At 66.1% G+C, this 26,429-nt stretch carries 23 protein-coding genes; 11 read left to right on the top strand and 12 right to left on the bottom strand.

The window, feature by feature from the left end:
• Position 1: 1 nt before the first annotated feature.
• Both AC1KAR_RS00115 and AC1KAR_RS00110 read right to left on the bottom strand, forming a co-directional pair.
• Complete coding sequence (locus AC1KAR_RS00115; RefSeq protein WP_480313540.1) at positions 2-574, bottom strand: hypothetical protein; 573 nt, start codon at positions 572-574, stop codon at positions 2-4.
• A 132-nt stretch (positions 575-706) separates the two neighbouring features.
• Complete coding sequence (locus AC1KAR_RS00110; protein ID WP_480313538.1) at positions 707-1,888, bottom strand: acetyl-CoA C-acetyltransferase; 1,182 nt, start codon at positions 1,886-1,888, stop codon at positions 707-709.
• Positions 1,889-2,204: 316 nt separating this feature from the next.
• Between AC1KAR_RS00110 and AC1KAR_RS00105 the strand changes: the two genes are divergently transcribed.
• On the top strand, positions 2,205-4,577 hold the full coding sequence (locus tag AC1KAR_RS00105) for a phosphocholine-specific phospholipase C (protein WP_480313536.1): 2,373 nt from the start codon (positions 2,205-2,207) through the stop codon (positions 4,575-4,577).
• Between the two features lie 50 nt (positions 4,578-4,627).
• On the opposite strand, the gene AC1KAR_RS00100 is transcribed toward AC1KAR_RS00105, so the two are convergent.
• Positions 4,628-5,560, bottom strand: coding sequence for a sensor domain-containing diguanylate cyclase (locus tag AC1KAR_RS00100; protein ID WP_480313534.1), 933 nt, complete (start codon positions 5,558-5,560; stop codon positions 4,628-4,630).
• 65 nt (positions 5,561-5,625) lie between these two features.
• On the opposite strand from AC1KAR_RS00100, the gene AC1KAR_RS00095 reads away from it, so the two are divergent.
• Positions 5,626-5,781: a lysozyme inhibitor LprI family protein gene (locus tag AC1KAR_RS00095; protein WP_480313532.1), complete on the top strand. Its 156-nt coding sequence runs from the start codon at positions 5,626-5,628 to the stop codon at positions 5,779-5,781.
• On the opposite strand, the gene AC1KAR_RS00090 is transcribed toward AC1KAR_RS00095, so the two are convergent.
• Positions 5,765-6,811 carry an AraC family transcriptional regulator gene (locus tag AC1KAR_RS00090; protein ID WP_480313530.1) on the bottom strand — a complete coding sequence of 349 codons (1,047 nt, stop codon included), beginning with the start codon at positions 6,809-6,811 and terminating at the stop codon, positions 5,765-5,767. The two genes, AC1KAR_RS00095 and AC1KAR_RS00090, sit on opposite strands and share 17 nt — an antisense overlap.
• Before the next feature lie 217 nt (positions 6,812-7,028).
• Between AC1KAR_RS00090 and AC1KAR_RS00085 the strand changes: the two genes are divergently transcribed.
• The 3 genes from AC1KAR_RS00085 to AC1KAR_RS00075 all read left to right on the top strand — a co-directional run bounded on the left by AC1KAR_RS00085 (position 7,029) and on the right by AC1KAR_RS00075 (position 10,862).
• Positions 7,029-8,438, top strand: coding sequence for a parallel beta-helix domain-containing protein (locus AC1KAR_RS00085; protein ID WP_480313528.1), 1,410 nt, complete (start codon positions 7,029-7,031; stop codon positions 8,436-8,438).
• Between the two features lie 178 nt (positions 8,439-8,616).
• Positions 8,617-9,849, top strand: coding sequence for an SO2930 family diheme c-type cytochrome (locus AC1KAR_RS00080; RefSeq protein ID WP_480313526.1), 1,233 nt, complete (start codon positions 8,617-8,619; stop codon positions 9,847-9,849).
• 194 nt (positions 9,850-10,043) lie between these two features.
• Positions 10,044-10,862 carry a mechanosensitive ion channel family protein gene (locus tag AC1KAR_RS00075; protein WP_480313524.1) on the top strand — a complete coding sequence of 273 codons (819 nt, stop codon included), beginning with the start codon at positions 10,044-10,046 and terminating at the stop codon, positions 10,860-10,862.
• Between the two features lie 17 nt (positions 10,863-10,879).
• On the opposite strand, the gene AC1KAR_RS00070 is transcribed toward AC1KAR_RS00075, so the two are convergent.
• Both AC1KAR_RS00070 and AC1KAR_RS00065 read right to left on the bottom strand, forming a co-directional pair.
• Positions 10,880-12,286: a PepSY-associated TM helix domain-containing protein gene (locus AC1KAR_RS00070; protein ID WP_480313522.1), complete on the bottom strand. Its 1,407-nt coding sequence runs from the start codon at positions 12,284-12,286 to the stop codon at positions 10,880-10,882.
• A gap of 137 nt (positions 12,287-12,423) precedes the next feature.
• Positions 12,424-12,774 carry a DUF2946 domain-containing protein gene (locus tag AC1KAR_RS00065; RefSeq protein WP_480313520.1) on the bottom strand — a complete coding sequence of 117 codons (351 nt, stop codon included), beginning with the start codon at positions 12,772-12,774 and terminating at the stop codon, positions 12,424-12,426.
• A 214-nt stretch (positions 12,775-12,988) separates the two neighbouring features.
• On the opposite strand from AC1KAR_RS00065, the gene AC1KAR_RS00060 reads away from it, so the two are divergent.
• From AC1KAR_RS00060 to AC1KAR_RS00040, 5 genes are all read left to right on the top strand, one after another.
• The gene (locus AC1KAR_RS00060; protein ID WP_480313518.1) at positions 12,989-13,375 is read left to right on the top strand and encodes a hypothetical protein; all 387 of its coding nucleotides are present in this window, start codon (positions 12,989-12,991) and stop codon (positions 13,373-13,375) included.
• 119 nt (positions 13,376-13,494) lie between these two features.
• Positions 13,495-14,946, top strand: a complete 1,452-nt coding sequence (locus AC1KAR_RS00055) for a TolC family protein (protein ID WP_480313516.1) — start codon at positions 13,495-13,497, stop codon at positions 14,944-14,946.
• Between the two features lie 10 nt (positions 14,947-14,956).
• On the top strand, positions 14,957-16,330 hold the full coding sequence (locus AC1KAR_RS00050; protein ID WP_480313514.1) for a multicopper oxidase family protein: 1,374 nt from the start codon (positions 14,957-14,959) through the stop codon (positions 16,328-16,330).
• A 115-nt stretch (positions 16,331-16,445) separates the two neighbouring features.
• Positions 16,446-18,845 carry a catalase gene (locus tag AC1KAR_RS00045; RefSeq protein WP_480313512.1) on the top strand — a complete coding sequence of 800 codons (2,400 nt, stop codon included), beginning with the start codon at positions 16,446-16,448 and terminating at the stop codon, positions 18,843-18,845.
• A 139-nt stretch (positions 18,846-18,984) separates the two neighbouring features.
• Positions 18,985-19,971, top strand: a complete 987-nt coding sequence (locus tag AC1KAR_RS00040; protein WP_480313510.1) for a formylglycine-generating enzyme family protein — start codon at positions 18,985-18,987, stop codon at positions 19,969-19,971.
• 27 nt (positions 19,972-19,998) lie between these two features.
• Here the strand turns inward: AC1KAR_RS00040 and AC1KAR_RS00035 are convergent, their stop codons facing one another.
• From AC1KAR_RS00035 to AC1KAR_RS00020, 4 genes are all read right to left on the bottom strand, one after another.
• Positions 19,999-20,859, bottom strand: a complete 861-nt coding sequence (locus AC1KAR_RS00035; RefSeq protein ID WP_480313508.1) for a hypothetical protein — start codon at positions 20,857-20,859, stop codon at positions 19,999-20,001.
• 34 nt (positions 20,860-20,893) lie between these two features.
• Complete coding sequence (locus AC1KAR_RS00030; protein ID WP_480313507.1) at positions 20,894-21,640, bottom strand: hypothetical protein; 747 nt, start codon at positions 21,638-21,640, stop codon at positions 20,894-20,896.
• Positions 21,641-21,654: 14 nt separating this feature from the next.
• Positions 21,655-22,095: a YidH family protein gene (locus AC1KAR_RS00025; protein WP_480313505.1), complete on the bottom strand. Its 441-nt coding sequence runs from the start codon at positions 22,093-22,095 to the stop codon at positions 21,655-21,657.
• A 74-nt stretch (positions 22,096-22,169) separates the two neighbouring features.
• A complete protein-coding gene (locus AC1KAR_RS00020) occupies positions 22,170-23,705 on the bottom strand; it encodes an arylsulfatase (protein WP_480313504.1) in 1,536 nt (511 codons plus the stop codon).
• 248 nt (positions 23,706-23,953) lie between these two features.
• On the opposite strand from AC1KAR_RS00020, the gene AC1KAR_RS00015 reads away from it, so the two are divergent.
• On the top strand, positions 23,954-25,141 hold the full coding sequence (locus AC1KAR_RS00015; protein WP_480313502.1) for a hypothetical protein: 1,188 nt from the start codon (positions 23,954-23,956) through the stop codon (positions 25,139-25,141).
• 144 nt (positions 25,142-25,285) lie between these two features.
• Here the strand turns inward: AC1KAR_RS00015 and AC1KAR_RS00010 are convergent, their stop codons facing one another.
• Together AC1KAR_RS00010 and AC1KAR_RS00005 are read right to left on the bottom strand one after the other, a co-directional pair.
• Complete coding sequence (locus AC1KAR_RS00010; RefSeq protein ID WP_480313501.1) at positions 25,286-25,774, bottom strand: GNAT family N-acetyltransferase; 489 nt, start codon at positions 25,772-25,774, stop codon at positions 25,286-25,288.
• 87 nt (positions 25,775-25,861) lie between these two features.
• Positions 25,862-26,254: a VOC family protein gene (locus AC1KAR_RS00005; protein WP_480313499.1), complete on the bottom strand. Its 393-nt coding sequence runs from the start codon at positions 26,252-26,254 to the stop codon at positions 25,862-25,864.
• Between the last annotated feature and the right edge of the window lie 175 nt (positions 26,255-26,429).

The raw sequence follows: 26,429 nt of genomic DNA, 5'->3' as shown, positions 1-26,429 counted from the left end.
GTCACTCCTCGCGCAGTTCGACGAACCGGCCCTTGGTGTCGTAGGTGCAGCTGAAGCTGCGCATCCCTTCCGTCCCGAGGTCAGCCGTGCCGTCGATCCGGGTGCCGCTGCTCGACCCCACGGGCTTCTTCGTCTTCACGTAGTTGGGCTTGACCGAGTACTTGCCCGAAGCCTCGCCTCGGCAGTACGCCGGCATGTTGCCCTTGCTGATCACCTCGCCACTGCCTATGGCGGCGGGCGCGGCAGGCGCTGCCGTGGTGGCCGCTGAGGAGCCCACGTTGGTCAGCGTGCAAATGCCATTCGCCTTGCCCGGCCCGGTGTACGAAAGGGAGGGCGAACCGTCGGGGTTGATGCTGATCGAAACGACGGTGCCGCTGCCTGCCGCTTCGTAGTAGTTGTCGTTGACGCGCTTGAGCTTCGCTTCCTTGCCATTGATGTACACGGGCCCGCCCTGGTCGGCATGGACCTGGATCTTTCCCGGGCAGGTGGCATTGAGCATCGGGATGGCGGCATGAGCACCGCCCCCAACCATGCCGATCACGAGTGCGAGGCTGGCAACGCGAATGTGACACATGAGATCTCCTTGGTGGGCCGGCGCAGCGTACGTGACACGCCCGTGCGCCGATATAGCACGAAGGTGTGCGCGTGAGAATGTCGGTGGCCGCCACTTGCGGCCAACCGATGGCGCGCAGCGCCAGCAGGGAAATCAGAGCCGCTCGACGATCGTCACGTTGGCCAGGCCGCCGCCCTCGCACATGGTCTGCAGGCCATAGCGCCCCCCGCGCTGTTGCAAGGCGTGAATCAGCGTGGTCATGAGCTTGGTGCCGGTCCCGCCCAGCGGGTGGCCGAGCGCGATGGCGCCGCCGTTCACGTTCAGGCGGGCCGGGTCGGCGCCCAGCGCCTGCAGCCAGGCCAGTGGCACCGAGGCAAAGGCCTCGTTCACCTCGTACAGATCGATGTCGGCGATCTTCATGCCGGCCTTGGCGAGCGCGCGCTGCGTGGCGGGAATGGGCGCTTCGAGCATCACCACCGGGTCGTGGCCGAGCACGCTCATGTGATGGATGCGCGCGAGCGGCTTCACGCCCAGGGTCTTCAGCCCGCGCTCGTTGACCACCAGCACACCCGAGGCGCCGTCGCAGATCTGCGAGGCGCTGGCGGCGGTGAGCCGGCCGCCCTGGTCGTTGATGAGCTTCACATCGGCAAACCCGGCGCGGGAGACGTTGAAGCGGATGCCTTCATCGACCGTGTGCGCCTCGTTCAAGTCGCCCTGCTCTGCACTGCGCGCAGGCACCGGCACCACCTCGTCCTTGAAGTGGCCGGCCTTCGTGGCGGCGATGCCGCGCAGGTGGCTCTCGTGGGCGTAGTCGTCCATCGCCTCGCGCGTGAAGCCGTACTTGGCCGCGATCATCTCCGCGCCGACGAACTGGCTGAAGTCCACGCCGGGGTAGCGCTTCTTCATGCCTTCGCTCACGTAGAAGCCCAGTCCGTTCTTGGCCGGCAGCGTCATGGGCATGCCCATGGGCACGCGGGTCATGCTTTCCACGCCGGCGGCGATTACCGCGTCCATGCTGCCCGACATCACCGCCTGCGCGGCAAAGTGCAGCGCCTGCTGCGACGAGCCGCACTGCCGGTCGACCGAGGTGCCCGGCACCGACTCGGGCAGCGACGACGACAGGATCGCGTTGCGCGCCACGTTGGCCGCCTGCTCGCCGGCCTGGCCCACGCAGCCCATGATCACGTCGTCGATGGCGGCGGGGTCGATGCCGCTGCGCGCAACCAGCGCGTCGAGCACTTGCGCTGCCAGGTCGGCGGGGTGCCAGCCCGAAAGCCGCCCGTTGCGGCGGCCACCGGCGGTGCGTGCGGCGGCGACGATGAATGCTTTTGCCATGCGGAGTTTCCTTGTCGGTTCGTAGCGGGCGCGAGGCGAGAGCCGCACGCGCGCGCCGCTTGATTGCCAGCGGGTGAGCCATCAACTCCCCGCCCAGCGCAGCGTACTCCGCCGGATCTCCACGCCGCTTAGGGAATGGCACCAATGCGGTGATGGCATCGATGTTGGCCCGCGCGCCGAGCGCTTACACGCCGGTGTCACTTTGCGCGCAAAAGATGGCCGCTCCTGACCTCGCATTCAGGCAGGACCCACCGCGCGTTGCATCGGGCCATGGGCTCTCGCAACGCCCCCTCTACCGTCGGAACAAGCAACCACCATGACAACCTCACGACGCAAATTCATCAAGAGTGCCGCCCAGGGCGGCATGTCGGCCGCCGCGCTGACCGCCTTTCCACCCAGCATCCAGAAGGCGCTGGCCATCCCTGCCCATCACGAAACCGGCACCATCAAGGACGTGAAGCACGTTGTTGTGCTGATGCAGGAGAACCGCGCGTTCGATCACTACTTCGGCACCCTCAAAGGCGTGCGCGGGTTCGGCGATCGCTTCACCATTCCGCAGCCCGGTGGCCGCAAGGTATGGGAGCAGCTCGACCTCAGCGGCACCCCCGTGCTGCCCTACCACCTGGATGCGACGCAGGGCAACGCGCAGCGCGTGTCGGGCACGCCGCACAGCTGGGTCGACGGCCAGCTCGGTTGGCTCGACGGCCGCATGGGCTATTGGGCGGGCGTCAAGAGTACCTTCTCGATGGGGCACTACGAGCAGCCCGAGCTGCCGTTCCAGTTCGCGCTGGCCAATGCATTCACCCTGTGCGACGGCTACCACTGCTCGATGCACACCGGCACCAACTCGAACCGAATGTTCCTGTGGACCGGCACGAACGGCCCTTCGGCCAAGGGCGTGGCATCCCTCAACAACGAGTGGGACGGCATCAGCCCCGCCGACACCGGCAGCACCGGCTACGACTGGACGACCTACCCGGAGCGCCTGCAGGCTGCCGGCGTGAGCTGGATCGTCTATGAGCACATGCCCGACAACTACGGCGACAACGCCCTCGTCGGGTTCAAGCAGTACCGCGCTGCCAACCAGGCCTCCGGCAAGCCCGTGGGCACCAGTGGTGGCCCCTACCCCGCCTACGACCCCGCCAGCGACGATGCCCACAACCCGCTCTACAAGGGCATTGCCAACACGATGCCCGGCACGCTGGGCGACACCGAGTCGTACTTCAACCAGTTCCGCCAGGATTGCCTCAACGGCAAGCTGCCGCAAGTCTCGTGGGTGGTCGCACCGGCCACGTACTCCGAGCACCCCGGCCCTTCGAGCCCGGTGCAGGGCGCGTGGTACATCCAGCAGGTGCTGGACGCCTTGACGGCCAACCCCGAGGTCTGGAGCAAGACGGTTCTCTTCATCAACTTCGACGAGAACGACGGCTACTTCGACCACTACCCCTCGCCGGCGGCGCCCTCACCCCGGCCTGACGGCACGCTGGCCGGCAAGACCACGCTCTCGGCCCGCGAGCTCGCCTTTGAATACAACAACTACCCGTCGCCTCCGGGCACCAAGGGCCAGCCGCAGCGCGGTGGCTCCAACTTCGACTACGGTGCGCAGGACGGGCGCGTCTTCGGCCCCGGCGTGCGCGTGCCGATGTACGTGGTCTCGCCGTGGAGCCGCGGCGGCTGGGTCAACTCCCAGGCCTTCGACCACACCTCGGTGATCCGCTTCATCGAGGCGCGCTTCGGCGTCAAGGAGCCGAACATCAGCCCGTTCCGCCGCGCGGTGCTGGGCGACCTGACGAGCGCGTTCAACTTCAAGAACCCGAACGACGAGCGGCTGCCCAAGCTCGCCGGGCGCAAGACCAAGGCCGAGGCCGATGCACTGCGCGCCGCGCAGCAGGCGCTGCCGCAGATCACACCCCCCGCCGGCCGCGGCCTGCCAGTGCAGGCCACCGGCACCCGGCCGTCCCGTGCGCTTCCCTACGAGCTTCACGTGGTCGCCCACGCCGATGACGCGCGAGGCACCGTGAAGCTCGCGTTCCGCAACACCGGTGACGTGGCGGCCGTGTTCCATGTCTACGACCAAGCCAAGCTCGACGGCATGCCCGACCGGCAGCCGATCCCCCTGGAGCCGACTGCACTGCTCGCGTTTCGGGACGGCTACACCATGCCGCGCCGCTACATGGTCGAACCGGGCAAGACGCTGGACGATGTGTGGGCCGTGCAGGCTGAGAACGCCGGTCGCTACGACCTGTGGGTGCTCGGCCCGAATGGCTTCCACCGCCGCTTCAAGGGCGACCTGACCGCTCTGCGCGGTCGCCGCGCACCGTCGCCCGAGGTGAACCTCTCGTATGACGCCCGCCTGGGTGCACTGCGGCTGGAAGCCCGCAACAGCGGCTCGGGAGACGTCACCCTGAAGGTGCGGTCGAACAAGCTGTACGGCGCGCTGCGGGTGTTGAAGGGTGACTGGTGGCCGACCTTCGTGAAGCCGCGTGGCACCGGGACCGAATGGGAGCTGCGGCTCGACGGGCGCGAAAGCCAGTCGCTGTCGTGGAACCTGGACTCGACGGGCTGGTGGTACGACCTGGTCGTGACCTCCGATGCCGACCGCAGCTTCTTGCGCCGCTTCGCCGGCCGCATGGAGACCGGCCGGCATTCGGTGAGCGATCCGGCCATGGGGCTGGCGGACCGCTTCTGAACCGGGGCCGCTGCGCAGCGCCGCGCAGCGGCCCGCCCCGGCTGTGTGAATCAGGCCGCGCCGAACACCATGCGGTCGCGGCCGTCTTGCTTGGCGCGGTACAGGCGGCGGTCGACGGCGTCGAGGAAGGTCAGCGCGTCATCGCCGGCTGCCGGGATGATGGTGCCCACGCCCATGCTCACGGTCAGCAGCTGCCCCATCGGTGAGCCGGCGTGCGCGATCTGCGCCTTGAAGATCACCTGGCGGCAGCGCTCGGCCACGGCCTTGGCGGCCTGTTCGTCGCTGGCGGGCAGGAGCAGCACGAACTCCTCGCCGCCATAGCGGGCCAGAAAGTCGCGTGGTCGGCTGGCGGCGCTGCCGAGCGCGCGGGCCACGCGCTTGAGGCAGTCGTCACCTTCGACGTGGCCGTAGTGGTCGTTGTAGCGCTTGAAGAAGTCGACGTCGAAGACGATCAATGACAGCGGCTGCACGTTGCGGCGCGCGTCGGTCCATTCCTTGTCGAATACGGCATCGAACTTGCGGCGGTTGGCCACGCCGGTCAGGCCATCGCGAAACGAGAGGTCTTCGAGCTCCCTCTGCAGGCTGAGCAGCTTCTCCTCGGTCTTCTTGCGCTCGGTGATGTCGAACATGAAGCCCACCAGCGACTCGACGTTGCCGGCGGCGTCGCGCACCACGTGCACCACGTCGCGGATCCACACGTAGTCGCCGGTGGTCGTGAGAGCGCGGTAGTCGGCCTCATGGTCGACACCCGACTGCGACTGCGAGATGCAGAAGTTGACGACGCGCTCGCGGTCGTCGGGGTGCATGCGGTCGGCCCAGTCGTTGACAGTCATCCAGCTCGACGGCGCCCAGCCAAGAAGCGGCTCGATCTGCGGGCCGATGTATGAGAAGGTGGCACTGGCCCAGTCGATCTTCCAGGGGATGGCGCGCGTCGATTCCAGCAGGGTGCGGTAGACGTCGCTGTCGGGCTCGGGGGACTTCATGGCGTGGGTGGCAGGCGCGGTGGGAGGAAGGTGCCGGCAAGGATAGCGGCACCAGCCCAGACTGCATGAAGGCCGTTGAGGAGATCGAAAAGCTCGTATGTAGTACGGCTGCGCTCGCGGAACTCGATCACCAGCTGGCCGACATTCATCGCGCCGCCCGCGGTGACACCGATCTTGGCAGCTCGATCAACCTGAGCATCGGCATCAAAGTGCAGTGGTAGCCGCGGACGAGGGCTTGGCCCCGACGAGGCCGTGCCTGCGTTGCAGCTCGCTCGGGCTGCAAGCGAACCAGCGCTGGCAACTGCGCGACAAGGCGGCCTGCTCCGAGTAGCCGAGCATCTGCGCCACCTGGGCCAGGTTCTGGTGGGCTGGTTGCTTGATCAGGTCGATGAAGCGCTCCCGGCGGGCCTCGTCGAGCAAGGCCGGGAAGGAATGGCCTTCCTTGGCCAGGTGGCGCTGAAGCGTCTTCTCGTGCATGGCGAGATCCGCGGCGATCTCGCTTTGCAGCACTGGGCCCACGCCCAAGCGCTGCCGCAGCAGTCGGGTCACGCGCTCCGATACCAGTTCACTTCGCACCTCGAAATTCGCTTCGATGTAACTCAGAGCCATTTTCATTCGCAAGGGACTCTGTGCGGGCAATTGCAGGTCGAGGTGATCCGCTGGTATTCGAATGGCAGCGAATGGTGCATCGAGTTCATACTCGCACTCAAAATACTCAAGATACTGAGAGTGTGAAAGCTCAACAGGATGAGGGAGCAATACTTTCCACCCCTCATACTGCTTGCCGCATATATCGTGCAAAACCCGAAGCACGCTCAGCGTGGCGTATTGAAGTGCTTGCATCGACGGGCGCGCATGGCGACCGCGCTCCGACACCATCACGTCGACGAAGCCTGAGGCATTGGCCGCCGGAACCAGCGTGACGCGAAAGCCGCTCGCATAGATGTGCCCGTACTTTCCGACCAATGCCGCCGCATGACGCACCGTGCTGGCATGGCGCAAAAGGAGCAGCAGCGGCCCTTCGAGCATATCTCCCGCGCGACGCACCATGCGCAGGCCGAAATCCGGGCGATTGCCCACCCGGGCGGTGTTCTCCAGCAAGTCCACGAAATTCGAGTACGGCACGAAGACGTCCTCGCCTAGCAGTTGCTCGGGCGCGATGCCGACCCGCCGCATTTGCTCGGCGGGATCAACACCGATGCCCTTGGCGGCCGCCTCATAAACCTTCAGTGCGATCGATCGGATCAGCAAGCCCAGACCTCCAGAAAAACCCATCCCCGGTATTACCCGAGGTGTCCGCAAAAGTTAAACGATTGTCTCCCGTCGTCAAGAGCGGTGCAAGGTGCTGGGTCACGATGAAAGAGCTTGCTGTGCAGTATTAATGCTTTCACGAAACTGAACAACGAATTGCACGGCGACTTATTTTTCAGACATCACGAATACCCTAACCAATACCTGGAAAACACCGATGAAATTGACCCGCCCTTGCCTGTCCGCCTTGTCGGTTTCAGTCGCCCTGGCCCTCGCCGCGTGCGGCGGTGGTGGCGATGACGACACCACCGCGCCGCCGGTGCAGACGCAGGTCACCAACGTGACCGCCGCCCAGATGAACGACCTGGCGCTCAACGCCATCCTGAGTGCCGCCAAGGACGGCGACACCATCAACCTGCCGGCCGGCAAGTACACGATGCTTGGGCCCCTGCAGATCACGGGCAAGAAGAACATCACCATCGCCGGCACCGGCAATGGGCGAGACCCGGCCAAGGACACGATCCTGAGCTTCAAGACGGCGCTCACCCAGAACGGCCTGTCGGCGAGCACGCTCGACACCGCCACGTTCAAGAAGTTCGCGATCGAAGATGCCTCGGGCAATGCGCTGTTCGTCACCAGCTCGAACAACGTCGTGATGGACACGATGCGCGCCGAATGGACCACCGACCCGCAGAACACCTCGACCATGGCCTACGGCCTGTACCCGGTGCGCAGCGACAACATCCTCGTCACCGACAGCATCGTGGTGGGTTCGCGTGACGCCGGCGTCTACGTCGGCCAGTCGACCAACATCCGCGTGCTGAACAACGACGTCTATCACAACGTGGCAGGCGTCGAGATCGAGAACTCGCGCAATGCCATCGTCGAAGGCAACAACGTTCACCAGAACACCGGCGGCATCCTGGTATTCGCGCTGCCCGGTCCCACGCGCTTCCTCAACACCACCGATGTGGTCGTGCGCAACAACTCCATCGTCGACAACAACCTGCCCCCGGGCGCCCACGCGCAAGGCCTGGTGCTGACGATTCCGCCGGGTACGGGCGTGATGGTTCTGGCCTCGCAGAACACCGACGTGTACGGCAACACGATCACCAACCACAAGACCACGGGCGTGCTGCTCACCTCGGCCTACGGTGCCAACGTGTCGTTCAACCCCGCCACGCTCGACGAGCAAGGCAAGCCGTTCGACCCGTACGTGCGCGGCGCCTATGTGCATAACAACCAGGTCAGCGATTTCGGCGCGACCCCTGGCGGCGCCTTTGCAGACCCCACCATGCTCGGCGCGTTCACGCAGGGCTTCTTCGCCACGCTGGCCGCCTACCCGCAGCCGCAGAACTTCCCGGCCGTGATGTGGGACGGTGTCGTCGACCCCGCCACCGGCACGGGCGTCAATGCAGACGGCAGCGGCGGCAACTACGCCGGCAACCTGCGCGTGTGCTCCAAGGGCAACGCGATCACGGCACCCACGGGCGCTGCGATCTCGTACGAGAACCTCGATCTCGACCTGCTCGGCATGATGGCGGGCACCAGCAGCCCGGCGTTCCCGAGCCCGGCTCGCATGGATTGCACGATCACGCTGCCCACGGTGACCGGCCGCGGGGCCTGATCGGCTCCCACGTGCGCGCGTTGGCGCCACGTCAAGGCCGGAACGGGGCGCTCCTCACGGGCCGCCCCTTTTCGGCCTTTCCGGCCTCTTCGGCCTTTCTGGCCCGGCGGGTCGACCTGCCCCGCGCCCACGTGCTCACCCAGCCTTCAGATTGCACCGCGCTTTCAGCGAATTCAACATGACCAAACTCAACACCCCTGCCCCGCTCGCGCGTGGACTGTTGTCGTCCACGCTGCTGGCCGCCGCCCTCTTGCTGTCCGCCTGCGGCGGCGGTGGCGGTGGCGACTCGGCCCCGCCGCCAGCACCGAGCGGCCCCACCGCCCCCACCATCTACCAGCCGGCCAGCGCACCCGCCAAGCTGTCGGCGTGGAACCTCGCCGCGGTTTCGGGCAGCACGCTCACGCTGAACAGCGCGCTCGTGCCTTATGACCTGAACGCCACGCTGTTCTCCGACTACGCGTTCAAGCTGCGCGCCATCTTCGTGCCGGCGGGCCAGAAGATCGGCTACTCGGCCGGCTCCATGCTCGACTTCCCCGTGGGCACCGCCCTGGTCAAGACCTTCTATTACCCGAAGGCCACCGGCACCGACGCGAGCGCCGTGCCCGTGGCGCAGAAGACGCAAACCGCGCAAGGCAGCAGCATCGACCTCGCAACGCACCGCCTGATCGAAACCCGCATCCTGGTGCGCCAGGCGGATGGCAGCTGGGCCGGACTGCCCTATGTGTGGGACGACGACCAGAAAGACGCCACCCTCACCACCGCCGGCAAGTACATCAGCATGGAACTGGTGCCCGACACCGGCCCCACGCAGAAGTTCATCTACGCCGTGCCCAACACGCAGACCTGCCAGCAGTGCCATGCGTCTGCCACCAACGGCAGCGGCTCCACCCTGCCGATCGGCCCACGCGCACGCAACCTGAACAAGAACTACGACTTCGGCGGTGGCGTCGTGAAGAACCAGCTCACGCATCTCGACGAGATGCAACTGCTGAGCGGCTTCACGGGCTTGGCTGGCGCCCCGGTGGTGGCCGATTTCCACGACGCCACCCAGTCGCTCGAGGCACGCAGCAAGGCCTACCTCGACATCAACTGCGCGCACTGCCACAACGCCGGCGGCTATGCCTCGCAGTCGGGCCTGCTGCTCACGCACGACAACATCGGCACCGCCGCGTCGGCCGACACATGGGGCGTGTGCAAGATGCCGCTCGCCTACGTGGGCACCGGCCAGCCCGGCTACCGCTACGACATCAACCCCGGCAGCCCCGAGAGCTCGATCCTGCTCTACCGCATGAGCCACGTCGGCGCCGGGCAGACCATGCCGGTGGTCGGCCGCCAGACCAACCATGCCGAGGCGATCGCCATGGTGGGCGCCTGGATCCGCCAGCTCGCCCTGGCCTCGTGCGCGCCTTGAAGAAGGCCTAGCAGGCTCGCCTGCAATACCGCGAAACAGGGCCTGTCCACAAGGCCCTGTTTCGTTGGCGCACCCGCTCGGCGCGGCGCCGCTTGCACCAAAGTCCAATATCCGGAAAGGTCAAAACCAGAGATACATCGGGGCTGCGGCCCACTGGGCGCCGCATCTGACAACAACGCCTGCTGGAGGGCCCCATGGATATCGACGTTTCCGTCCTACAAACCTTTGTCTCCACGACGCTCATCGACCTCGGGCTGAAGGTCCTTGCCGCCATTGCGTTCTGGATTGCCGGTCGGTGGCTGATCCATTGGGTCATCACGCTGATCCAGGCAGCGATGAACCGCAACCAGGTCGACGCCACGCTCACCAAGTACCTCGGCTCGATCGTCGCCATCACGCTGAACATCGCCCTGGTCCTGGGCATCCTGGGCTACTTCGGCATCCAGACCACCTCGTTCGCCGCCTTGCTGGCCGGCGCCGGCGTCGCAGTCGGTGCGGCCTGGAGCGGCCTGCTGGGCAACTTCGCGGCGGGCGCCTTCATGCTGGTGCTGCGGCCCTTCAAGGTGGGCGATTTCGTCTCGATCGGCGGTGTGACGGGCACGGTGCGCGAGCTGGGCCTCTTCGGCACCACCGTGGTCACACCCGACAACGTGATGACCATCGTGGGCAACGGCAAGATCTTCAGCGACACCATCCAGAACTACTCTGCCCTGCCTGTGCGTCGCGTGGAGCGCACGGCCCAGCTCGCAGTGGGCGTCGACCCGGTGGACGCCATCTCCCGCTTCAAGGCGGCCATCGCCAAGATCCCGAACGTGGCCGACACCCCCGCGGCCGAAGTCACCCTGCTCGACATGAACCTCAACGGCACGGTGATCGCGGTGCGCCCCTACACCCATACCGATCACTACTGGCAGGTGTACTTCGACACCAACGAGGCCATCGTCTCGGTGGCCAAGGAGGCCGGCTGGCCGGCACCCACGCCGGCGCAGCTGACACGCATCGTTCAGGGCTGACGCGAGAGGCGACGTCGTCAGCTGGCCTGGCGGCGCAGCATGCGTTCGAGTACGGCCGCGATCACCAGCGAGGCGCCCAGCGGCGGAAACAGCAGCCCGAGCACAGCGGCGATCGCGATGGCGCCCGCGGCGAGGCGGTCGTCTGGCTTTCGGGTGGGCACGCCCACGCGGCCGGCGGGGCGGCGCTTCCACCACATCACGACCGACGTGACGGCCAGCGCAATCACGGCGAGGCAGCCGACGAGCATCAGCCCCTGCGACACGCGGCCGTACTCGCGCCCGGTGTGCACGCCAATGCCCCATTCCACCGCCTTGGCCACCGGGCCGTACTGGTCGAAGCGGATGTCGGCCAGTGTCTGGCCCGAGTACTGGTCGATGTGGGCGATGCGCTGGTCGGCGACCTTCGGCGTGAACTTCAGCGCGCTGTAGACGCCCTCTTCTCCCGCGGGCAGGCGCAGCACGTAGCCGGGGCCGATGCCCATGGCCGCGAAGCGATCGACCGCAGCCTGCAAGCCGATGGCGGGTGGCTGCAGGCCATGGCTCGTGCTGGCTGGCCCCGCGTGCCCGGCGTGGCCGTTGTGGCCGGCGTGGGGGTCCGGGTCGCTTGCGGGCATGGGCGCGTTCTTCAGAGTCCAGGGCACCTCGCCGCCAGCACCCATGGGTCGGGTCGAGGTGGGCAGGCCGTCCCAGGCGAAGTGCGGGTGGCCGAGGCCCGCCGCACTGGTCGCGCGGTTGAAGTATTCGCCCCACACGGCAGACCAGGGCATGCCCGTGAGGGCGAGAAACAGCACCACGCCGCCCGCGATCACGCCGGTGACGGCATGCACATCGCGCCACCAGACGCGGCGCCCCGGTTCACCGCGCACGGCCAGCGCCTTGCGGCCAGGGCGCGGCCACCAGAGGTACAGCCCGCTTGCGATCAGCACCATCGACCAGCCGGCCACGAGTTCCACGAAGATGTTCGCCGCGCGCCCGAGCAGCGCCATCGAGTGAAGCTCCTTGGCAACCTGCTCCCATGCCCAGGCCGTGTCCAGCGTGCCGAGCGTGCGGGCGTCGGCCGGATCGACATGCACCTGCAAGCGTGCGCCGCTCTCGGTCGCGACCACCATCGCGACGCTGCGGTCGCGCGAGTCTGGCAGATGCACCTCGGCAAGCCGCCCAGGGTGCGCAGCCAGCGTGCGGCGGGCCAGTTCGTCCAGCGGCAGGCTGAGCGCATTCGCATGCGCCGCGGGCACGAAGTACAGGTCTGCGCGCACCAGGTCGTTGATGTCGTCCTTGAACAGGTACAGCGCGCCGGTGATCGACATCACCACCAACACGGGCAGGCACACCAGCCCTGCCAGGAAATGCCATCGCCAGACCAGGCGGTAGAGCGATCCGTCGCGGCGCCGCGGCGCAGGCTGAGTCGCGGGGGTGTCAGTCATGGCCGGCTCCTGGCCGGCGGCCGAGGACAGGGCGAACGCGGGCAAACGCACGCGCGAAAACGGTCAACAAGAACATCACGAAGCTCCAGACGAATGACGGCACGCCGGCACCGAGGCGCCGCGTGAAACGGGTCAGTTCACGGAGCCTGAGGAGGGCCGCGCGTGCGCGGTTGAATGCGCCCGAACGAGCGTGTGCCGGTTGACAGCTGCGCGATGAGCGCATGCGAGAGGCGTGGGTCGGCAGCGAAGCCGGTAGCGTCCGGCGCAATGGCGCAGCTCAGCGCCGACGGCAGGCACCACGGGCAGTCCGTCTTGAGCACCTTGCCATCGTTCTGGACGGGCTGGCCATTGCCATCGAGGCTGAGCCACTCCGTACTGGTGCCGGTGCAGACCTGCACCCACTGCTCGCCCCTCGCCATCGCGGCGGCGCCAGCCACCGTCGGCGCAAGTGCCGACCAGAGCAGGGCGAACGCCAACAGCCAATGCATGCATCGGCGCAATTCGGTATGGCGTGGGGTCGACGACATCGGGGGAACAACAAGGCGCAGCGTGCGCGTGGGGCCGCAGGGTGCGGCGGGGCGAATTCTATTCGGGCCTGGTCGGCAGACCCAGGCGAGCTTGACCCTCCCACCGGGGCAAGGTCTACAGTGCACAGGCTCCGCTCATGCACAAGCGCGTGGGGCCCCTGCTACCCTTTCGCCCATGAAACCCTGGCGCCTCTGGCTCCTGCTGATCCTCGCCGTGCTGCTCCCCGTTAGGGGTGCGGTGGCAGCAGCCATGCTGTGTTCGGTGGCTGCGGGTGACACGACGACGCCAGCCTCGGCCCAGGCGCATGCCCCGGACCACGCCATGCACGCCGGCATGGACCACGGCGCGATGGATCACGGAGGCGGCCATGCCGGTCACGACAAGTCGTCACCGGCCAAGTGCACGATGTGCTCGGCTTGCTGCTCGATCACCCCGATGCCGTGCGATTCGCCGGCCATGCTGGCACCGCTGGACGCGGCTGCCGTCGCCTTTGCAGAACCCCCTGCCCCGCCACCCGGCTTCGTGCCGGACGGCGACGAGCGACCGCCTCGAAGCACCTGATTCATACAGCGGCCTCCGCGAGAGGCCCGATGGGGCTCGCGAGCACGCCCCCCGGCGTCGACGCGAGCGTATCCCTGGCTGCGCATGCCCGCAGCCGATGACTCACATGGTTTCGAGCAATGAACACCGTATTTCCCAAGACGGCGCCCTTCGTGTCGCGTGGCGGGCCGCTGTTGCTGCGCGGGCTGGCGCCCATGGCCGCCCTGCTCGTGCTCGCCGGCTGCGCTTCGTTCACGCCCGATGGTGGCGCCAGCCGGGTGATCGAGCTGACCCAGGCGCGGGCCGGCCATCCGGCGTCGTTTCAACGCACGCGTGATGACGTGGATGCCGCCCAGGCGCGCGTCACCGAGTTGCTCGCGCAACCGCTGAGCGCCGAGAGCGCCGTCGAACTCGCGTTGCTGAACAACCGCGGCTTGCAAGCAAGCTTCAGCGAGCTGGGCATTGCCGAGGCAGAGCTGGTGCGCGCCGGCCGGCTGCGCAACCCGAGCTTCAGCTTCGGCCGGCTGCGTGAAGGTGGCGGCGTGGTCGAGATCGACCGTGCGGTCATGTTCGATCTGGTCGGCCTCTTGACCATGCCATTCACCTACCCGCTGGAGCAGCGGCGCTTCGAGCAGGTGCAACTGCAGGCGGCGTACGAGGCCGTGGGGACGGCCGCCGACACCCGCCGCGCGTACTTCAACGCGGTGGCCGCGCAGGAGCTGCTGAACTACTACGAGCAGGTCAAGGAGGCTGCCGACGCATCGAGCGAGCTCGCGCAGCGCATGCAGAAAGCCGGCAACTTCAGCAAGCTGGCGCAGATGCGAGAGCAGGCATTCCAGGCCGATGCCACCGTGCAGCTCGCACGCGCACGGCACCAGGCGGTGGCCGAGCGCGAGCGGCTTACGCGCCTGCTGGGGCTCATGGGCGAGCAGGCCTTCACGCTGCCCGAGCGGCTGCCCGATCTGCCGAAACAACCCGCCGCGCCACAGAACGCCGAGCAACTCGCCATGGACAAGCGCATCGACGTGATGATGGCCCGCCGTGCCAGCGAGCACACGGCGCAAAGCCTGGGCCTCACCCGGGCCACGGGTTTCATCAACGTGCTGGAGGTGGGCTACCAGAACAAGAGCGTCACCGGCGAGCCGCGGGCCGATGGCTACGAGATCGAACTCGAAATTCCCCTGTTCGACTTCGGCGCCACGCGCGCCGCCCGGGCCGAGGCGGTCTACATGCAGTCGGTGCACCGCATGGCGCAGGTGGCCGTGAATGCGCGCTCCGAGGTGCGCGAGTCGTACTCGGCCTACCGCACGAGCTTCGAGCTGGCCCGTCACTACCGCGACGAGGTCGTGCCACTGCGAAAACGAATCTCCGACGAGAACCTGCTGCGTTACAACGGCATGCTCATCGGCGTGTTCGAGCTGCTGGCCGATGCCCGCACCCAGGTCATGAGCGTGACCGCGTACGTCGAGGCACTGCGCGACTTCTGGGTGGCCGAGACGAACCTGCAAACCGCCCTCGCCGGCCGCTCGCCGGCCCCTACGGCCGCACCCGCAACGCCAGCCGCGCCTTCAGAGGCGAGCGGCAGCCACTGAAAGAACCACCATGACCAATCGACGCAGCTTCTTCAAGTCGGCGGGTGCCGTGGCGCTGGGCGCCAGCGCCGTCAGCCGCATCGGCGCCGCCTCGCTGCCCGAAGCGGTGTACCAGAGCGAGCCGACCATGCAGCCGCCGCTCGTGCCGCCCAACGGCCGGCCCTACAACCCGGTGGCCACGCTCAACGGTTGGTCGCTGCCGTGGCGCATGAACAAGGGCGTGAAGGAATTCCATCTCGTCGCCGAACCAGTCGTGCGTGAGCTGGCGCCGGGCATGAACGCCAACCTGTGGGGCTACAACGGCTCCAGCCCCGGCCCGACCATCGAAGCGGTCGAAGGCGACCGCGTACGCATCTTCGTCACCAACAAGCTGCCGGAGCACACGACGGTGCATTGGCATGGCATCTTGCTGCCCTCGGGCATGGACGGCGTGGGCGGACTCACGCAGCCGCACATCCAGCCCGGCAAGACCTTCGTCTACGAGTTCGCGCTGCTGCGCTCGGGCACGCACATGTACCACCCGCACGCCGACGAGATGACGCAGATGGCCATGGGCATGATGGGCATGTTCATCATCCACCCCAAGGACCCGCGCCAGATGCGGGTGGACCGCGACTTCGTGTTCCTGCTCGCGTCGTACGACATCGAGCCCGGCGCCGCCACGCCGCAGACGGCCGAGATGACCGACTTCAACCTATGGACGTGGAACAGCCGCGTCTTCCCCGGCATCGACCCGCTCGTGGCCCGCACCGGTGACAAGGTGCGCGTTCGCGTGGGCAACCTGACGATGACCAACCACCCCATCCACATGCACGGGCCGAGCTTCGTCGTGACGGGCACCGATGGCGGCTGGGTGCCGCCCTCCGCCCGCTGGCCGGAAGTGACGACCGACGTGGCCGTGGGCCAGATGCGCGCCTTCGAGTTCGAGGCCATCGCGGGCGACTGGGCCATTCACTGCCACAAGGCGCACCACACCATGAACGCGATGGGACACGACGTTCCGAACATGATCGGCGTGGACCACCGCGGCGTGGCCGAGCGCATCAGCAAGCTCGTGCCCGGCTACATGGTGATGGGCGACAAGGGCATGTCAGACATGGGCGCGATGGCGATGCCGCTGCCCGACAACACCCTGCCGATGATGACCGGAACGGGCCCCTTCGGGCCGCTGGAGATGGGCGGCATGTTCAGCGTCGTCAAGGTGCGCGACAACGTGAAGCCCGGTGACTACAAGGACCCGGGCTTCTACAAGCACCCACGCGGCACGGTGGCCTACGAGTACACCGGTGAAGTGCAGCCACCTGTGCGTGCGCCGGCCCCCGGCACCGACGAGGCAACCATCAAGGCGCGCAAGCCGAGTGGCGGACACGAGCACCACCACTGATCCCGGCTCTGCCGTCTCCACCGGCGCGATAGAAACGTTTGTCGGCTCGGCTCGGCGGTGGGCATGCCATCTGCCCTTGTGATGGGTTGAACCCACAACATCGCAAGGAGACGACATGCCCAAATCCAGCAAGCCATCCAGCGGCGCACGTTCGGCCCCCCGCAACACGGACAGCGCGCCGTCTCGCCCCTCGCAGGATCCTTCGGACATCGCCGCCCGCCATGCCCAGGAAGTGGAGGTCACGGCCGCCGGCATGCCCCAAAACGCCATCAAGGCCGGCGAGCATGGCGCTGCCCAGGGCGTGGCGCCGGCCACGGGGCAGCAGATCGAGCCGCCGTCGCGCCTGGCGACCGGCAGCACGCTCTCCGAAGGCCAGACCAGCCAGAAGCTCGGTTCGCATGCCGCCCAGGGGGTCAACGCCACCATCGGCCCGCTCGATCGCGTACGCGTCGATTCGAGCGGCCAGCCGCTCACCACCAACCAGGGCGTACGGATTGCCGACAACCAGAATTCGCTGAAGGCCGGAACACGCGGGCCGGTGCTGCTCGAAGACTTCGTGTTGCGCGACAAGCTCACGCATTTCGACCACGAGCGCATCCCCGAGCGCATCGTCCACGCCCGCGGCTCTGCGGCGCATGGCTACTTCGAGTGCTACGAGCCGCTGGCCGATCTGACAACCGCCGCGCCCTTCGAGAAGGCGGGCAAATGCACGCCGGTGTTCGTGCGCTTCTCCACCGTGGCCGGCGAACGAGGCAGCAAGGACACCGCACGCGACGTGCGCGGATTTGCCGTCAAGTTCTACACGGACGCCGGCAATTGGGACCTGGTGGGAAACAACATGCCGGTGTTCTTCATCCAGGACGCGATGAAGTTCCCCGACCTCGTGCACGCCGTCAAAGCGGAGCCGCACCACGGCATGCCGCAGGCAGCCAGCGCCCACGACACCTTCTGGGATTTCGTCTCGCTGATGCCCGAATCGACCCACATGCTGATGTGGGTGATGAGCGACCGTGCCATCCCCAGGTCGTTCGCCACCATGCAGGGCTTTGGCGTGCACACCTACCGCATGGTCAACGCTCAGGGTGAATCGGTGTTCGTGAAGTTCCACTGGAACCCGGTGGCCGGCACGCATTCGCTCACCTGGGACGAGGCCGTCAAGATCTCCGGCGCCGACCCCGACTACCACCGCCGCGACCTGTGGGAGCGCATCGAGTCGGGTGCCTTCCCCGAGTACGAACTCGGCGTGCAGGTCTTCACCGAAGAACAGGCCGACAAGTTCAGCTTCGACATCCTCGACGCCACCAAGATCGTGCCCGAGGAGCTGGTGCCGGTGCGCCCCATCGGCCGCATGGTCCTGAACCGCAACCCCGACAACTTCTTCGCCGAGACCGAGCAGGTGGCCTACTGCACGGCCAACATCATCCCGGGGCTCGACTTCTCGAACGACCCGCTGCTGGCCGGTCGCATCCACTCCTACGTGGACACGCAGATCTCGCGTCTGGGCGGCCCCAACTTCCACGAGATTCCGATCAACTCGCCGATCGCGCCAGTGCACAACAACCAGCGCGATGGCATGCACCGCCAGGCCATCCCGCGCGGCCGTGTCGCCTACGAGCCCAACTCGCTGGGTGGCGGCTGCCCGTTCCAGGCCGGGGCGGCGGCGCAGGGCTTCGTCTCGGTGGCCGCCAAGTTGCGCGCGAAGGAAGACCAGGCCAAGGTGCGCGCCAAGCCCGAGTTGTTTGCTGAGCACTACAACCAGGCGCGGCTGTTCTACGAGAGCCAATCACCGGCGGAGCAGGCGCACATCGCGGCGGCGTTCCGCTTCGAGCTGAGCAAGGTCACGGTGCCGGCCATCCGCACACGCATGCTGTCGTCGCTGCGCAATGCCTCCGAAGACCTGGCAACCAAAGTCGCGCAAGGCCTGAACATGCCTTTGCCGAACCCCATGCCATTGGCCATTGCGAAGGTGCCCAAGGCCGAGGTGAAACAGTCACCGACCCTGTCCTTGCTGGCGCGCCCGGGCGATGGGTCCATCAAGGGCCGAAAGGTGGTCATCCTCGTGGCGGATGGCGTGGTGGGTGCGGGCGTCGCGGCGGTCCACCAGGCACTGTTCGAGCAAGGCGCCGTGCCTCGGTTCGCGGCGCCCCGCATCGGACCGGTCAAGACGGCCGACGGCGTGGCGATCCAGGCTGATGTATCGCTCGAGAATGAACCCGGGTTCCTGTTCGACGCGCTCGTGCTGCCCGATGGCAAGGCGGGCGTGGCCATGCTGGCGGGCATCGGCCAGACCTTCGACTTCATCCGCGACCAGTATCGGCACGGCAAGCCGGTGCTGGCGCTGGGCTTGGGCAAGCAACTGCTGGAGGCCTGCGGCATTCCTTCGCGGCTGCCGGGCGGCGAGGCCGACCCGGGGCTGATCCTCGCTGACGAAGAGGAGCGTGGCACGGCGCAGTTCATCCATGCGATCGCCGGGCCCCGGGTGTCAGCGCGCGAAACCGACCCGCCTCGAATCTGACGATCGCCGACAAGGTCTTGATCGCGTTCGGGGCCGCTTGCTCCGCTGGTGCGCCAGAATGCCGAGGCCCGGCCGCCGCCGATGCGTCCGGGCACTCTGCACCGTGCAATCGCAACCCGAGCGGAAAGGACCAATGTCCGTGGAAGTCGTTTCGAAAGTCGACGAGCGCGGCGCCGCGCAAACACCACCTGGCAAGCCACCGGCAGACGGCATGGTCTGGGTGCCCGGCGGCGTGTTCATGATGGGCTCCGACCATCACTACCCCGAGGAGAAGCCCGCGCACCGCGTGAAGGTCGGCGGCTTCTGGATGGATACCCACGCCGTGACGAACGCCGACTTTCGCCGCTTCGTCGAGGCGACGGGCTACGTCACGCTCGCCGAAAAGCCGGCCGACCCGGCTGATTTCCCGGGCGCGCCGCCCGAGCTGCTGCAGCCGTCGGCCGTCGTCTTTCGCAAGGCCAAGGGCCCCGTGGACTTGCGCAACACGCACAACTGGTGGACGTACGTTCCCGGCGCGAACTGGCGTCACCCGCAAGGGCCCCGCAGCACCCTGCAGGGCTTGTGGAAGCACCCGGTCGTGCATGTGGCGTGGGAAGACGTGCAGGCCTACGCCCAATGGGCCGGCAAGGAGATCCCCACCGAGGCCGAATGGGAGTTCGCAGCGCGCGGCGGCCTCGAAGGTGTCGAGTACGCCTGGGGTGACGAGCTCGCGCCGGGCGGCAGGCACATGGCCAACACCTGGCAGGGCGAGTTCCCCTGGCACAACCTCAACGAAGACGGCCACGAAGGCACTGCGCCCGTCGGCAGCTACCCGCCCAACGGCTACGGTCTCTACGAGATGACCGGCAACGTCTGGGAGTGGACGATCGACTGGTACCAGGAGCACAGCAAGTTGGAACACCCCTGCTGCACCCTCGCCAACCCACGCGGCGGCGAGGCGGACGGCAGCTGCGAACAAGGCCAGGCCGGCTCCGCCACTCCGCGCAAGGTCATGAAAGGCGGATCACATCTGTGTGCGCCCAACTACTGCCGGCGCTACCGGCCTGCAGCGCGCATGGCTCAGCCGGTAGACACGGCGATCAGCCACCTCGGCTTCCGCTGCATCGTGCGGGCGCCCGGCGCCTGAGGGTCGTCAGGCCGCGGGCTTCAATTCTCAAACCTGACGCTTTCGCCAAGCCACGTAAAGACTCGTCAGCACGGTCGCCACCAGGAAGTACAGCAGCACGGCGGCGAGCATGTGCGGCTCTTCTTCTGGCAGGTTCTGCGACGCGGCGGCCAGCGCGATACCGGGGTGGCGCACGGCCGTCGCGATCGCCAGGTTGGAGCGGCTGTCGGCATCCGGCCCGCCGAGCAAGTGCCCTGCGCCGACCGCAATGGCGGCCATCACGAACACCGCCAGCATCGCGCGCCCATCGGCGAGCGCCACGATCTGGGGCCACACCTTGAACAGGATGGCGACCACGCACACGACCAGCACCACCATGCCGATGCGTGATGCCCAACTGGCAACCGCCGCCGCCCAGCCGGGCGCGAGATGGTTGAGAGCCATGCCGGCGCCGAGCGGGACAAGGATGGTCATGGCGATCACGCTCGCCACCTGCCCCGGGGTGAACGACACCTCGGCATGGTGCGCGAGGCCAATCAAATGGACGACGACAGGCACCAGCACGATGGAGACCACCGACACCGCCACCAGCAAGCCGAACACGTCCGCGCTCTGGCCACCGCCCTTGAGTTGCTTGCCCGGCAAGATGGGCGGGATCGGCGCGACCGCCATCGCCAACAGCGCCGCGCGCACCGGCATCGACAAGTCGAGCGAATGACTAAGAATCGTTGCCACCACCGGCACGACGACGTACATCGAGAGCAGTGCATTGAGCATCGTGTGAGGTGGCTCGAACGGCTTGCTCAGCAGGCTGAAGGCCTCGCGGAACGTTGCCCGCGCGCCCATTGCGAACACGAGCGTCAGGATGCTGGCGCTGACGAGCAACTTGATGATCTGGGCTGCGTCCATGGTGACCCCCCTGTGATCGGGCGCGCCGCTGGCCTCAGGCCAGAAGCAGTACGACGGCGAAGACCCCGGCGCCGAGGCAGAACGGCCAGAACCGCCCTTCCCGCTCGTCGGGCAACTCGGAGCGAAGGCTGGTGATCACGACGCCGCCGGCGAGCAAGGCGAAGAGGCGCGCAAACGTCACCTCCGAGATCGCGAAGCTGGCTCCCACGGCCCAGCCGAGCAACACGCTGGCAGCGAGAAGCCAGTGGCCGTGCCGCCGGTACAAGTTGCCGTGTTCCTCTGCCAGGGAGTGGCTCACCACCACGAAGTGCACAGCCATCGCCATCACATACACGGCGAGCGACACCGCGCCACGTTCCGCACGCTCGACCAGCAGGTAGCCGATGAGCGCGCTGTAACTTGCGAACCCGAACAGGTGCACGCGGTACGTGGAATCGGTTTCGCCCCGCTCCACGCGTTCGCGGCGCTCGCTGCGCCGAGACAGCACGAGGTGATCGAGCCCATACATCACCACGAACGAGAGCAGCGTGAGCAGGTAGATGCGCTGCTCGGCGAAGCGCAACTCGCCAGACGAGGCGCGTTGCAGCGCGTCGTTCTGCGCCGCGAGCTCGGGCAGGATGTCGATGAACACATAGGCCACCGACACGCCCGCGGCCGCAGACACAAGGCGCCGCCCGCGAATTTTCTGTATCAACGGGCTGTCTTCCAGCGCACCGGCACCCACCTTGGATGCGAAAACGGCCGCCAGGATGGCGGCCGCGATGAACGGGGCGAGTTCCATGGTGTTGGGCGCCGTCAGGCCGTTCGCGTGGCAAGGCCGACGCACACACTCAGGAAGGCGAAGGCTCCGAGCGCCGCCACGAGTGCGGAGATCCACAGGGCCAGGTTCCACTGCTTGGGTAGCCCCAAATCGCGCAGGGAACCGACACGCCGGTGGTGCTGGAACACCGCCAGCACCAGCGCGAGCGTTCCGATGGCGATCATCACCAGCCCCACCGCGCTCGCCTCCCAGTTGCGGCCCATGAGCCCCACGAAGGCCGAGTTGCGGTCCTTCTCGATGTACTCGAAGAACTTTGCCAGCGTGAACCCGAAGGAGATCATCGACAACGACGTTCTCAGCCACGACATGAGCGTGCGCTCGAAGGCGAGGAAGGTTCGCTCGACCCCCATGGAGGTCCGCTGCTCGGCGAGCTGGGTGCTTCGATCCTCCGGGGGATCAGTGGGTTCATTCGGCATGGGCAGGCGCCTTCTCCTGGCGAATGGGTCGAGCGATCACCGGGCGCGCGGCCAAGCCACGCGCCCTTCGGCCATCAGCGGTGCCCACCGCCGGCCGACTCGGACATTTTCTCGATCACCTGATCGACGCCGAAGCTGGCCGCCTTCTGGCGCGGCGGAAACTCCTTAAAGCTCTCGAGGAACTCCGCTACACCGGCCTGCGCAGGCACCAGCAGGAACACGTGGTCCAGAAGCCAGTCGTAGTAGGTATTGGAGGTGACGTCCGCCCGCTCGTAGGGGTCGGTTCGCAGGTTGAACATCTTCGGCACGCGCAAGGTCACGAGCGGCTCGGCCCAGATCTGCAAGGTGCCACGCGCACGCTGCTCCATGAAGACAACCTTCCAGTTGTCGAAGCGCAGGCAGGCCAGGTCGCCGTCGTCGGTGAAGTACAGGAAGCCCTTGCGCTCTGGCTTGTCGGCCTTGCCGCTGAGGTAAGGCATCAGGCTGAAGCCGTCGAGGTGCACCTTGAACTTCTTGCCATTGCCTTCGGCTCCCGTCCTCAGCTTGGCCTTGACGTCGCCGCCGCCCGCCGCCTCGACGATGGTTGGGAACCAGTCCATGTGGCTCACGATGTCATTGCTCACGCGGCCCGGCTCGATCACTCCGGGCCAACGCACCATGGCCGGCACGCGGAACGCACCTTCCCAGTTGGAGTTCTTCTCGCTGCGGAAGGGGGTCATGCCGGCATCGGGCCACGAGTTCATGTGCGGGCCGTTGTCGGTGCTGTACATGACCATCGTGTTGTCGACCAGGTCCAGATCTTCCAGCAGCTTCAGCATCTGCCCGATGTGCTTGTCGTGCTCGATCATGCAGTCGTGGTACTCGGACTGCCACCGGCCAGCCTGCCCGCGGATCTTGTCCTCGATGTGGGTGCGGAAGTGCATGTGCGTGGTGTTCAACCACACGAAGAACGGCTTGCCGTCCTTGACAGCCTTCTCGATGAACCGCTTGGCGTTGTCAACGAAATCCTGGTCGCATGTTTCCATGCGCTTCTTGGTCATCGGGCCAGTGTTCTCGATCTTCTGGCCACCCTTGCCATCGGCCCAGCAGTGCAGCACGCCGCGCGGGCCGAACTTCTTGTGGAACTCAGGGAAATCCTTCTTGGTCGGGTAGTCGGGCAGTTCGGGCTCCTCGTCGGCATTCAGGTGATACAGGTTGCCGTAGAACTCGTCGAAGCCGTGCATGGTCGGCAGGTGCTCGTCACGGTCACCGAAGTGGTTCTTGCCGAACTGGCCGGTGGCGTAGCCGAGGTCTTTGAGCATTTCGGGAATGCAGGGGTCTTCGGCCTTCATGCCGAGCTCGGCGCCGGGCAGGCCCACCTTGGTCAGACCGGTGCGCAAGCCGCACTGGCCGGTCATGAACGAAGCGCGGCCTGCGGTACAACTCTGCTCGGCGTAGTAGTCGGTGAACAGAATGCCATCTTCGGCAATGCTGTCGATATTGGGCGTGCGGTAGCCCATCATGCCCTTGGTGAAGATGCTCAGGTTCGACTGACCGATGTCGTCGCCCCAGAGGATCAGGAAGTTTGGCTTGCTCGACTTCTTGCCGGCATCTTTCTTGGTGGTGGCCATCGTTGCTCCTTCGACGCGGGTGGTGGTGGGCACGGCAGGTTGCCGCTGGATGTGTGCGTAGGCCGCAGGTGGCAGGCGGCGGCCAGATCCGCAGTGTGACGGGCGCGATTCACGCTTGCTATTGCACTTTCGGGCAGTGGGGTTGTGACCGTTCGGGCCACCGAAGACCTACCGTTCCAGTCCGGCTTGGGGGCAGAATCCGCCGCATCGGCAGGTAGCCCCAACGATCCAGCACGAGAGACGAACTGGTGGAACATACGACCGAAGAAGACACCGCAACGTGGTCATTCAATCGCGTAGGGCCCTTCTACAAGCTCCAGCGACGCGTAGGCCTCATCGGCAAGGCAGGTCTGTGCGCCGGCCGACGCGCCCTCCTCTACGCCGCGTTCGCGTTCATTCCCGCCCTGGTGTTGGCCGTGGTGAGCGGCGACGCCATCGGCGCACCGTCGCGAGCGCTGCTGCATGACTTCCGCATGTATGCCTTGGTCATCGCCATTGCCGCCTTCGTGCTGATGGAAGAAAGCGCCGAGTTGCGCATGACGCGGCTGGTGGAGGGCTTTCTTTCACGGGGTCTCGTCACCGAGGTGTCGCGCCCGGGCTTTCGGCTGGCGCGCGAGAACATGGAGCGCCGCTCGGGCTGGGCTCTCGTCGAGATCATCCTGTTGGTGGCGGCTTATGTCATCGCCTACGAATGGACCTTCAACCTCTCGGCGCCTGTCTCCGGGGGCACCTGGATCGGCCAGTCACTCGGTGGCGTCTTTAAATTGAGCCCCGCCGGTCTGTGGGCCACGCTTGTCACCGCGCCACTCTTTCTGTTCTTGCTCGGGCGCTGGCTCTGGAGATTCGTGACCTGGGGTTGGATGCTGCGCGACATTGCCCGTTGCGAGCTCCGTCTCGTCGCGACGCACGCCGATCGCTGCGGCGGCCTCGCCTTCATCGGCGCGTACCCGAGCACCTACATGCTGTTCGTGTTCGCGTTGACCACGGTCGTTTCGTCGGGCGTACTCAAGCATGCGATCTACAACGACGCCGGCATCGCCCAGTTCAAGTTCGCGGCCGCCGGCGTAGTCGTCTTCGTGCTGGTGGCATTCGTGCTGCCCCTGCTCGCGTTCACACCGACCCTGCTGCGCCTCAAGCGCCAAGGCCTAGTCCAGTACGGCGGCCTCATCAGCCGACACAACCAGGCCTTCCACACCAAATGGATTACCGGCGATCCCACTGAGCAAACGGAAATGCTCGGCTCCCCCGACATGTCGTCTCTGGCCGACTTGTCGATGAGCTACGACATGGTGAAGAAGCTGCTCCCACTCCCCCTCGTCAAGGAAGGAATCATCCCCCTCCTCATCGCCGTGCTCCTGCCCATGATTGCCGTGATGGCCACTCAGGTACCGGTTTCGGAGATTTTCGCAACGCTGAAGGGTTTGTTGGTGCTGTGAGGTTGAGGCGGTAGGTTTGGGCCAGATGGAAAGGATGGGGGGCGCATAAGCGGCACGTGAGATGGAACGTGCTGCACCTTCAAGTCGGAGCTGGCCTCGAGCCACTAAACCGACGCAAGCTCCCACGTCAGCTCGATGGAAGGGTTAGCCGCGTTGCAACGCATAGGACATGTACTTCACTGAGAACGGCAGATGGGCAAAGCGCTTGGTCTCTCCGTCTTTGAACCCGAGTTTGTTGTACCAGCGCTGGAGGTCGGTGTGCTCACCGATGACGCCGATGCTGATGGTCTGAACCGACAGGCTGCGTGCATGCTCGACGATGTGACGAACTAGGCGAGCACCTATGCCCTTGTTTCTGTGCGCTGGCAGAACCGACAGGCGATTCAGGTAGGCGAGACCCGGGCTTGGACCTTCATAGGCCACACACCCAATGGGTTCAAACTTCTCTTCCAGGATGAAGTACGTTTCCCCGCGAGCCAGGTCAGCTTGCACCCAACTCTCGGTACAAAAGGAAGGGTGTTTCGGCGCGTTATCTGCGTTCAGACCGAACGCAACTGCGACGTCTTTGTTTGACTCGCTGACGAGCATTGCAAGTGTTGACACGTCTGCGGAAGAAGCTTCTCGGATGTTCATGTTGTGGCGAGGAGTGAGGTCGGCGGCTAACGTTTGACATGAGCTGCATGACCCGGCTTGCCGGGGCACGTCAAATCGTTGGAAGGGTTAGAGCGCATTCTCTCGAACCTGCACGACATTGCCCTCTGGGTCATGGCCATCGCAAGCTCGAAACCCGCGTGCCTCCCATTCGCTACTCGTTGGATTCAACTCGCCACCTAGCAACGCGGCCTTGGCTCTTGCCTCGGCAAGGCTAGGCACGAAGAAGAAGAGTTTGATCGGCGTCTCTGTGCGTCGAGTGGGTGGGACAGTGATTTCGATTGCATCGGCGATCTTCTTTGGGACGGCGTGAACCACCAGTTGAAACAGGGGCGACTCAAGAACGATGTGATCTCGCGCAGAGTGAACCACTGGGATAGAGAACAGCCCCTCATAGAACTTGGCGACACGACTTATGTCGTTGGCGAACACCACTGCACCGGCACTTGTTGAGATCGACATCTGGCCTCCAGAGGTGAAACTGCGGAACGCCGCCGAGAATCGCGCCAATGCGTTCTAACGTTTGACATGAGAGGCTCGACCCGGCTTGCCGGGGCGAGTCCTCTCGATGGAAGGGTTAGGCATCTGCGTGCTTCGCTATGAAGTCTTTGAAAGACCAATATTCAGCACTTCCCAT

It is taken from the genome of Piscinibacter sp. PDB1-1 (assembly GCF_056675995.1).
Note: the sequence above shows the minus strand (reverse complement) of the source record. Positions and strands in the feature narration are given on the sequence as shown.

Coding starts and splice junctions, on each gene's coding strand:
- AC1KAR_RS00025 (WP_480313505.1), bottom strand. CDS start 22,095: ATGCCGAATGAACCCACTGATCCCCCGGAGGATCGAAGCACCCAGCTC.
- AC1KAR_RS00055 (WP_480313516.1), top strand. CDS start 13,495: ATGAACACCGTATTTCCCAAGACGGCGCCCTTCGTGTCGCGTGGCGGG.
- AC1KAR_RS00030 (WP_480313507.1), bottom strand. CDS start 21,640: ATGGAACTCGCCCCGTTCATCGCGGCCGCCATCCTGGCGGCCGTTTTC.
- AC1KAR_RS00095 (WP_480313532.1), top strand. CDS start 5,626: ATGAAGGCCGTTGAGGAGATCGAAAAGCTCGTATGTAGTACGGCTGCG.
- AC1KAR_RS00010 (WP_480313501.1), bottom strand. CDS start 25,774: ATGAACATCCGAGAAGCTTCTTCCGCAGACGTGTCAACACTTGCAATG.
- AC1KAR_RS00085 (WP_480313528.1), top strand. CDS start 7,029: ATGAAATTGACCCGCCCTTGCCTGTCCGCCTTGTCGGTTTCAGTCGCC.
- AC1KAR_RS00115 (WP_480313540.1), bottom strand. CDS start 574: ATGTGTCACATTCGCGTTGCCAGCCTCGCACTCGTGATCGGCATGGTT.
- AC1KAR_RS00075 (WP_480313524.1), top strand. CDS start 10,044: ATGGATATCGACGTTTCCGTCCTACAAACCTTTGTCTCCACGACGCTC.
- AC1KAR_RS00070 (WP_480313522.1), bottom strand. CDS start 12,286: ATGACTGACACCCCCGCGACTCAGCCTGCGCCGCGGCGCCGCGACGGA.
- AC1KAR_RS00050 (WP_480313514.1), top strand. CDS start 14,957: ATGACCAATCGACGCAGCTTCTTCAAGTCGGCGGGTGCCGTGGCGCTG.
- AC1KAR_RS00100 (WP_480313534.1), bottom strand. CDS start 5,560: ATGAAGTCCCCCGAGCCCGACAGCGACGTCTACCGCACCCTGCTGGAA.
- AC1KAR_RS00020 (WP_480313504.1), bottom strand. CDS start 23,705: ATGGCCACCACCAAGAAAGATGCCGGCAAGAAGTCGAGCAAGCCAAAC.
- AC1KAR_RS00080 (WP_480313526.1), top strand. CDS start 8,617: ATGACCAAACTCAACACCCCTGCCCCGCTCGCGCGTGGACTGTTGTCG.
- AC1KAR_RS00105 (WP_480313536.1), top strand. CDS start 2,205: ATGACAACCTCACGACGCAAATTCATCAAGAGTGCCGCCCAGGGCGGC.
- AC1KAR_RS00045 (WP_480313512.1), top strand. CDS start 16,446: ATGCCCAAATCCAGCAAGCCATCCAGCGGCGCACGTTCGGCCCCCCGC.
- AC1KAR_RS00035 (WP_480313508.1), bottom strand. CDS start 20,859: ATGGACGCAGCCCAGATCATCAAGTTGCTCGTCAGCGCCAGCATCCTG.
- AC1KAR_RS00110 (WP_480313538.1), bottom strand. CDS start 1,888: ATGGCAAAAGCATTCATCGTCGCCGCCGCACGCACCGCCGGTGGCCGC.
- AC1KAR_RS00060 (WP_480313518.1), top strand. CDS start 12,989: ATGAAACCCTGGCGCCTCTGGCTCCTGCTGATCCTCGCCGTGCTGCTC.
- AC1KAR_RS00065 (WP_480313520.1), bottom strand. CDS start 12,774: ATGCATTGGCTGTTGGCGTTCGCCCTGCTCTGGTCGGCACTTGCGCCG.
- AC1KAR_RS00005 (WP_480313499.1), bottom strand. CDS start 26,254: ATGTCGATCTCAACAAGTGCCGGTGCAGTGGTGTTCGCCAACGACATA.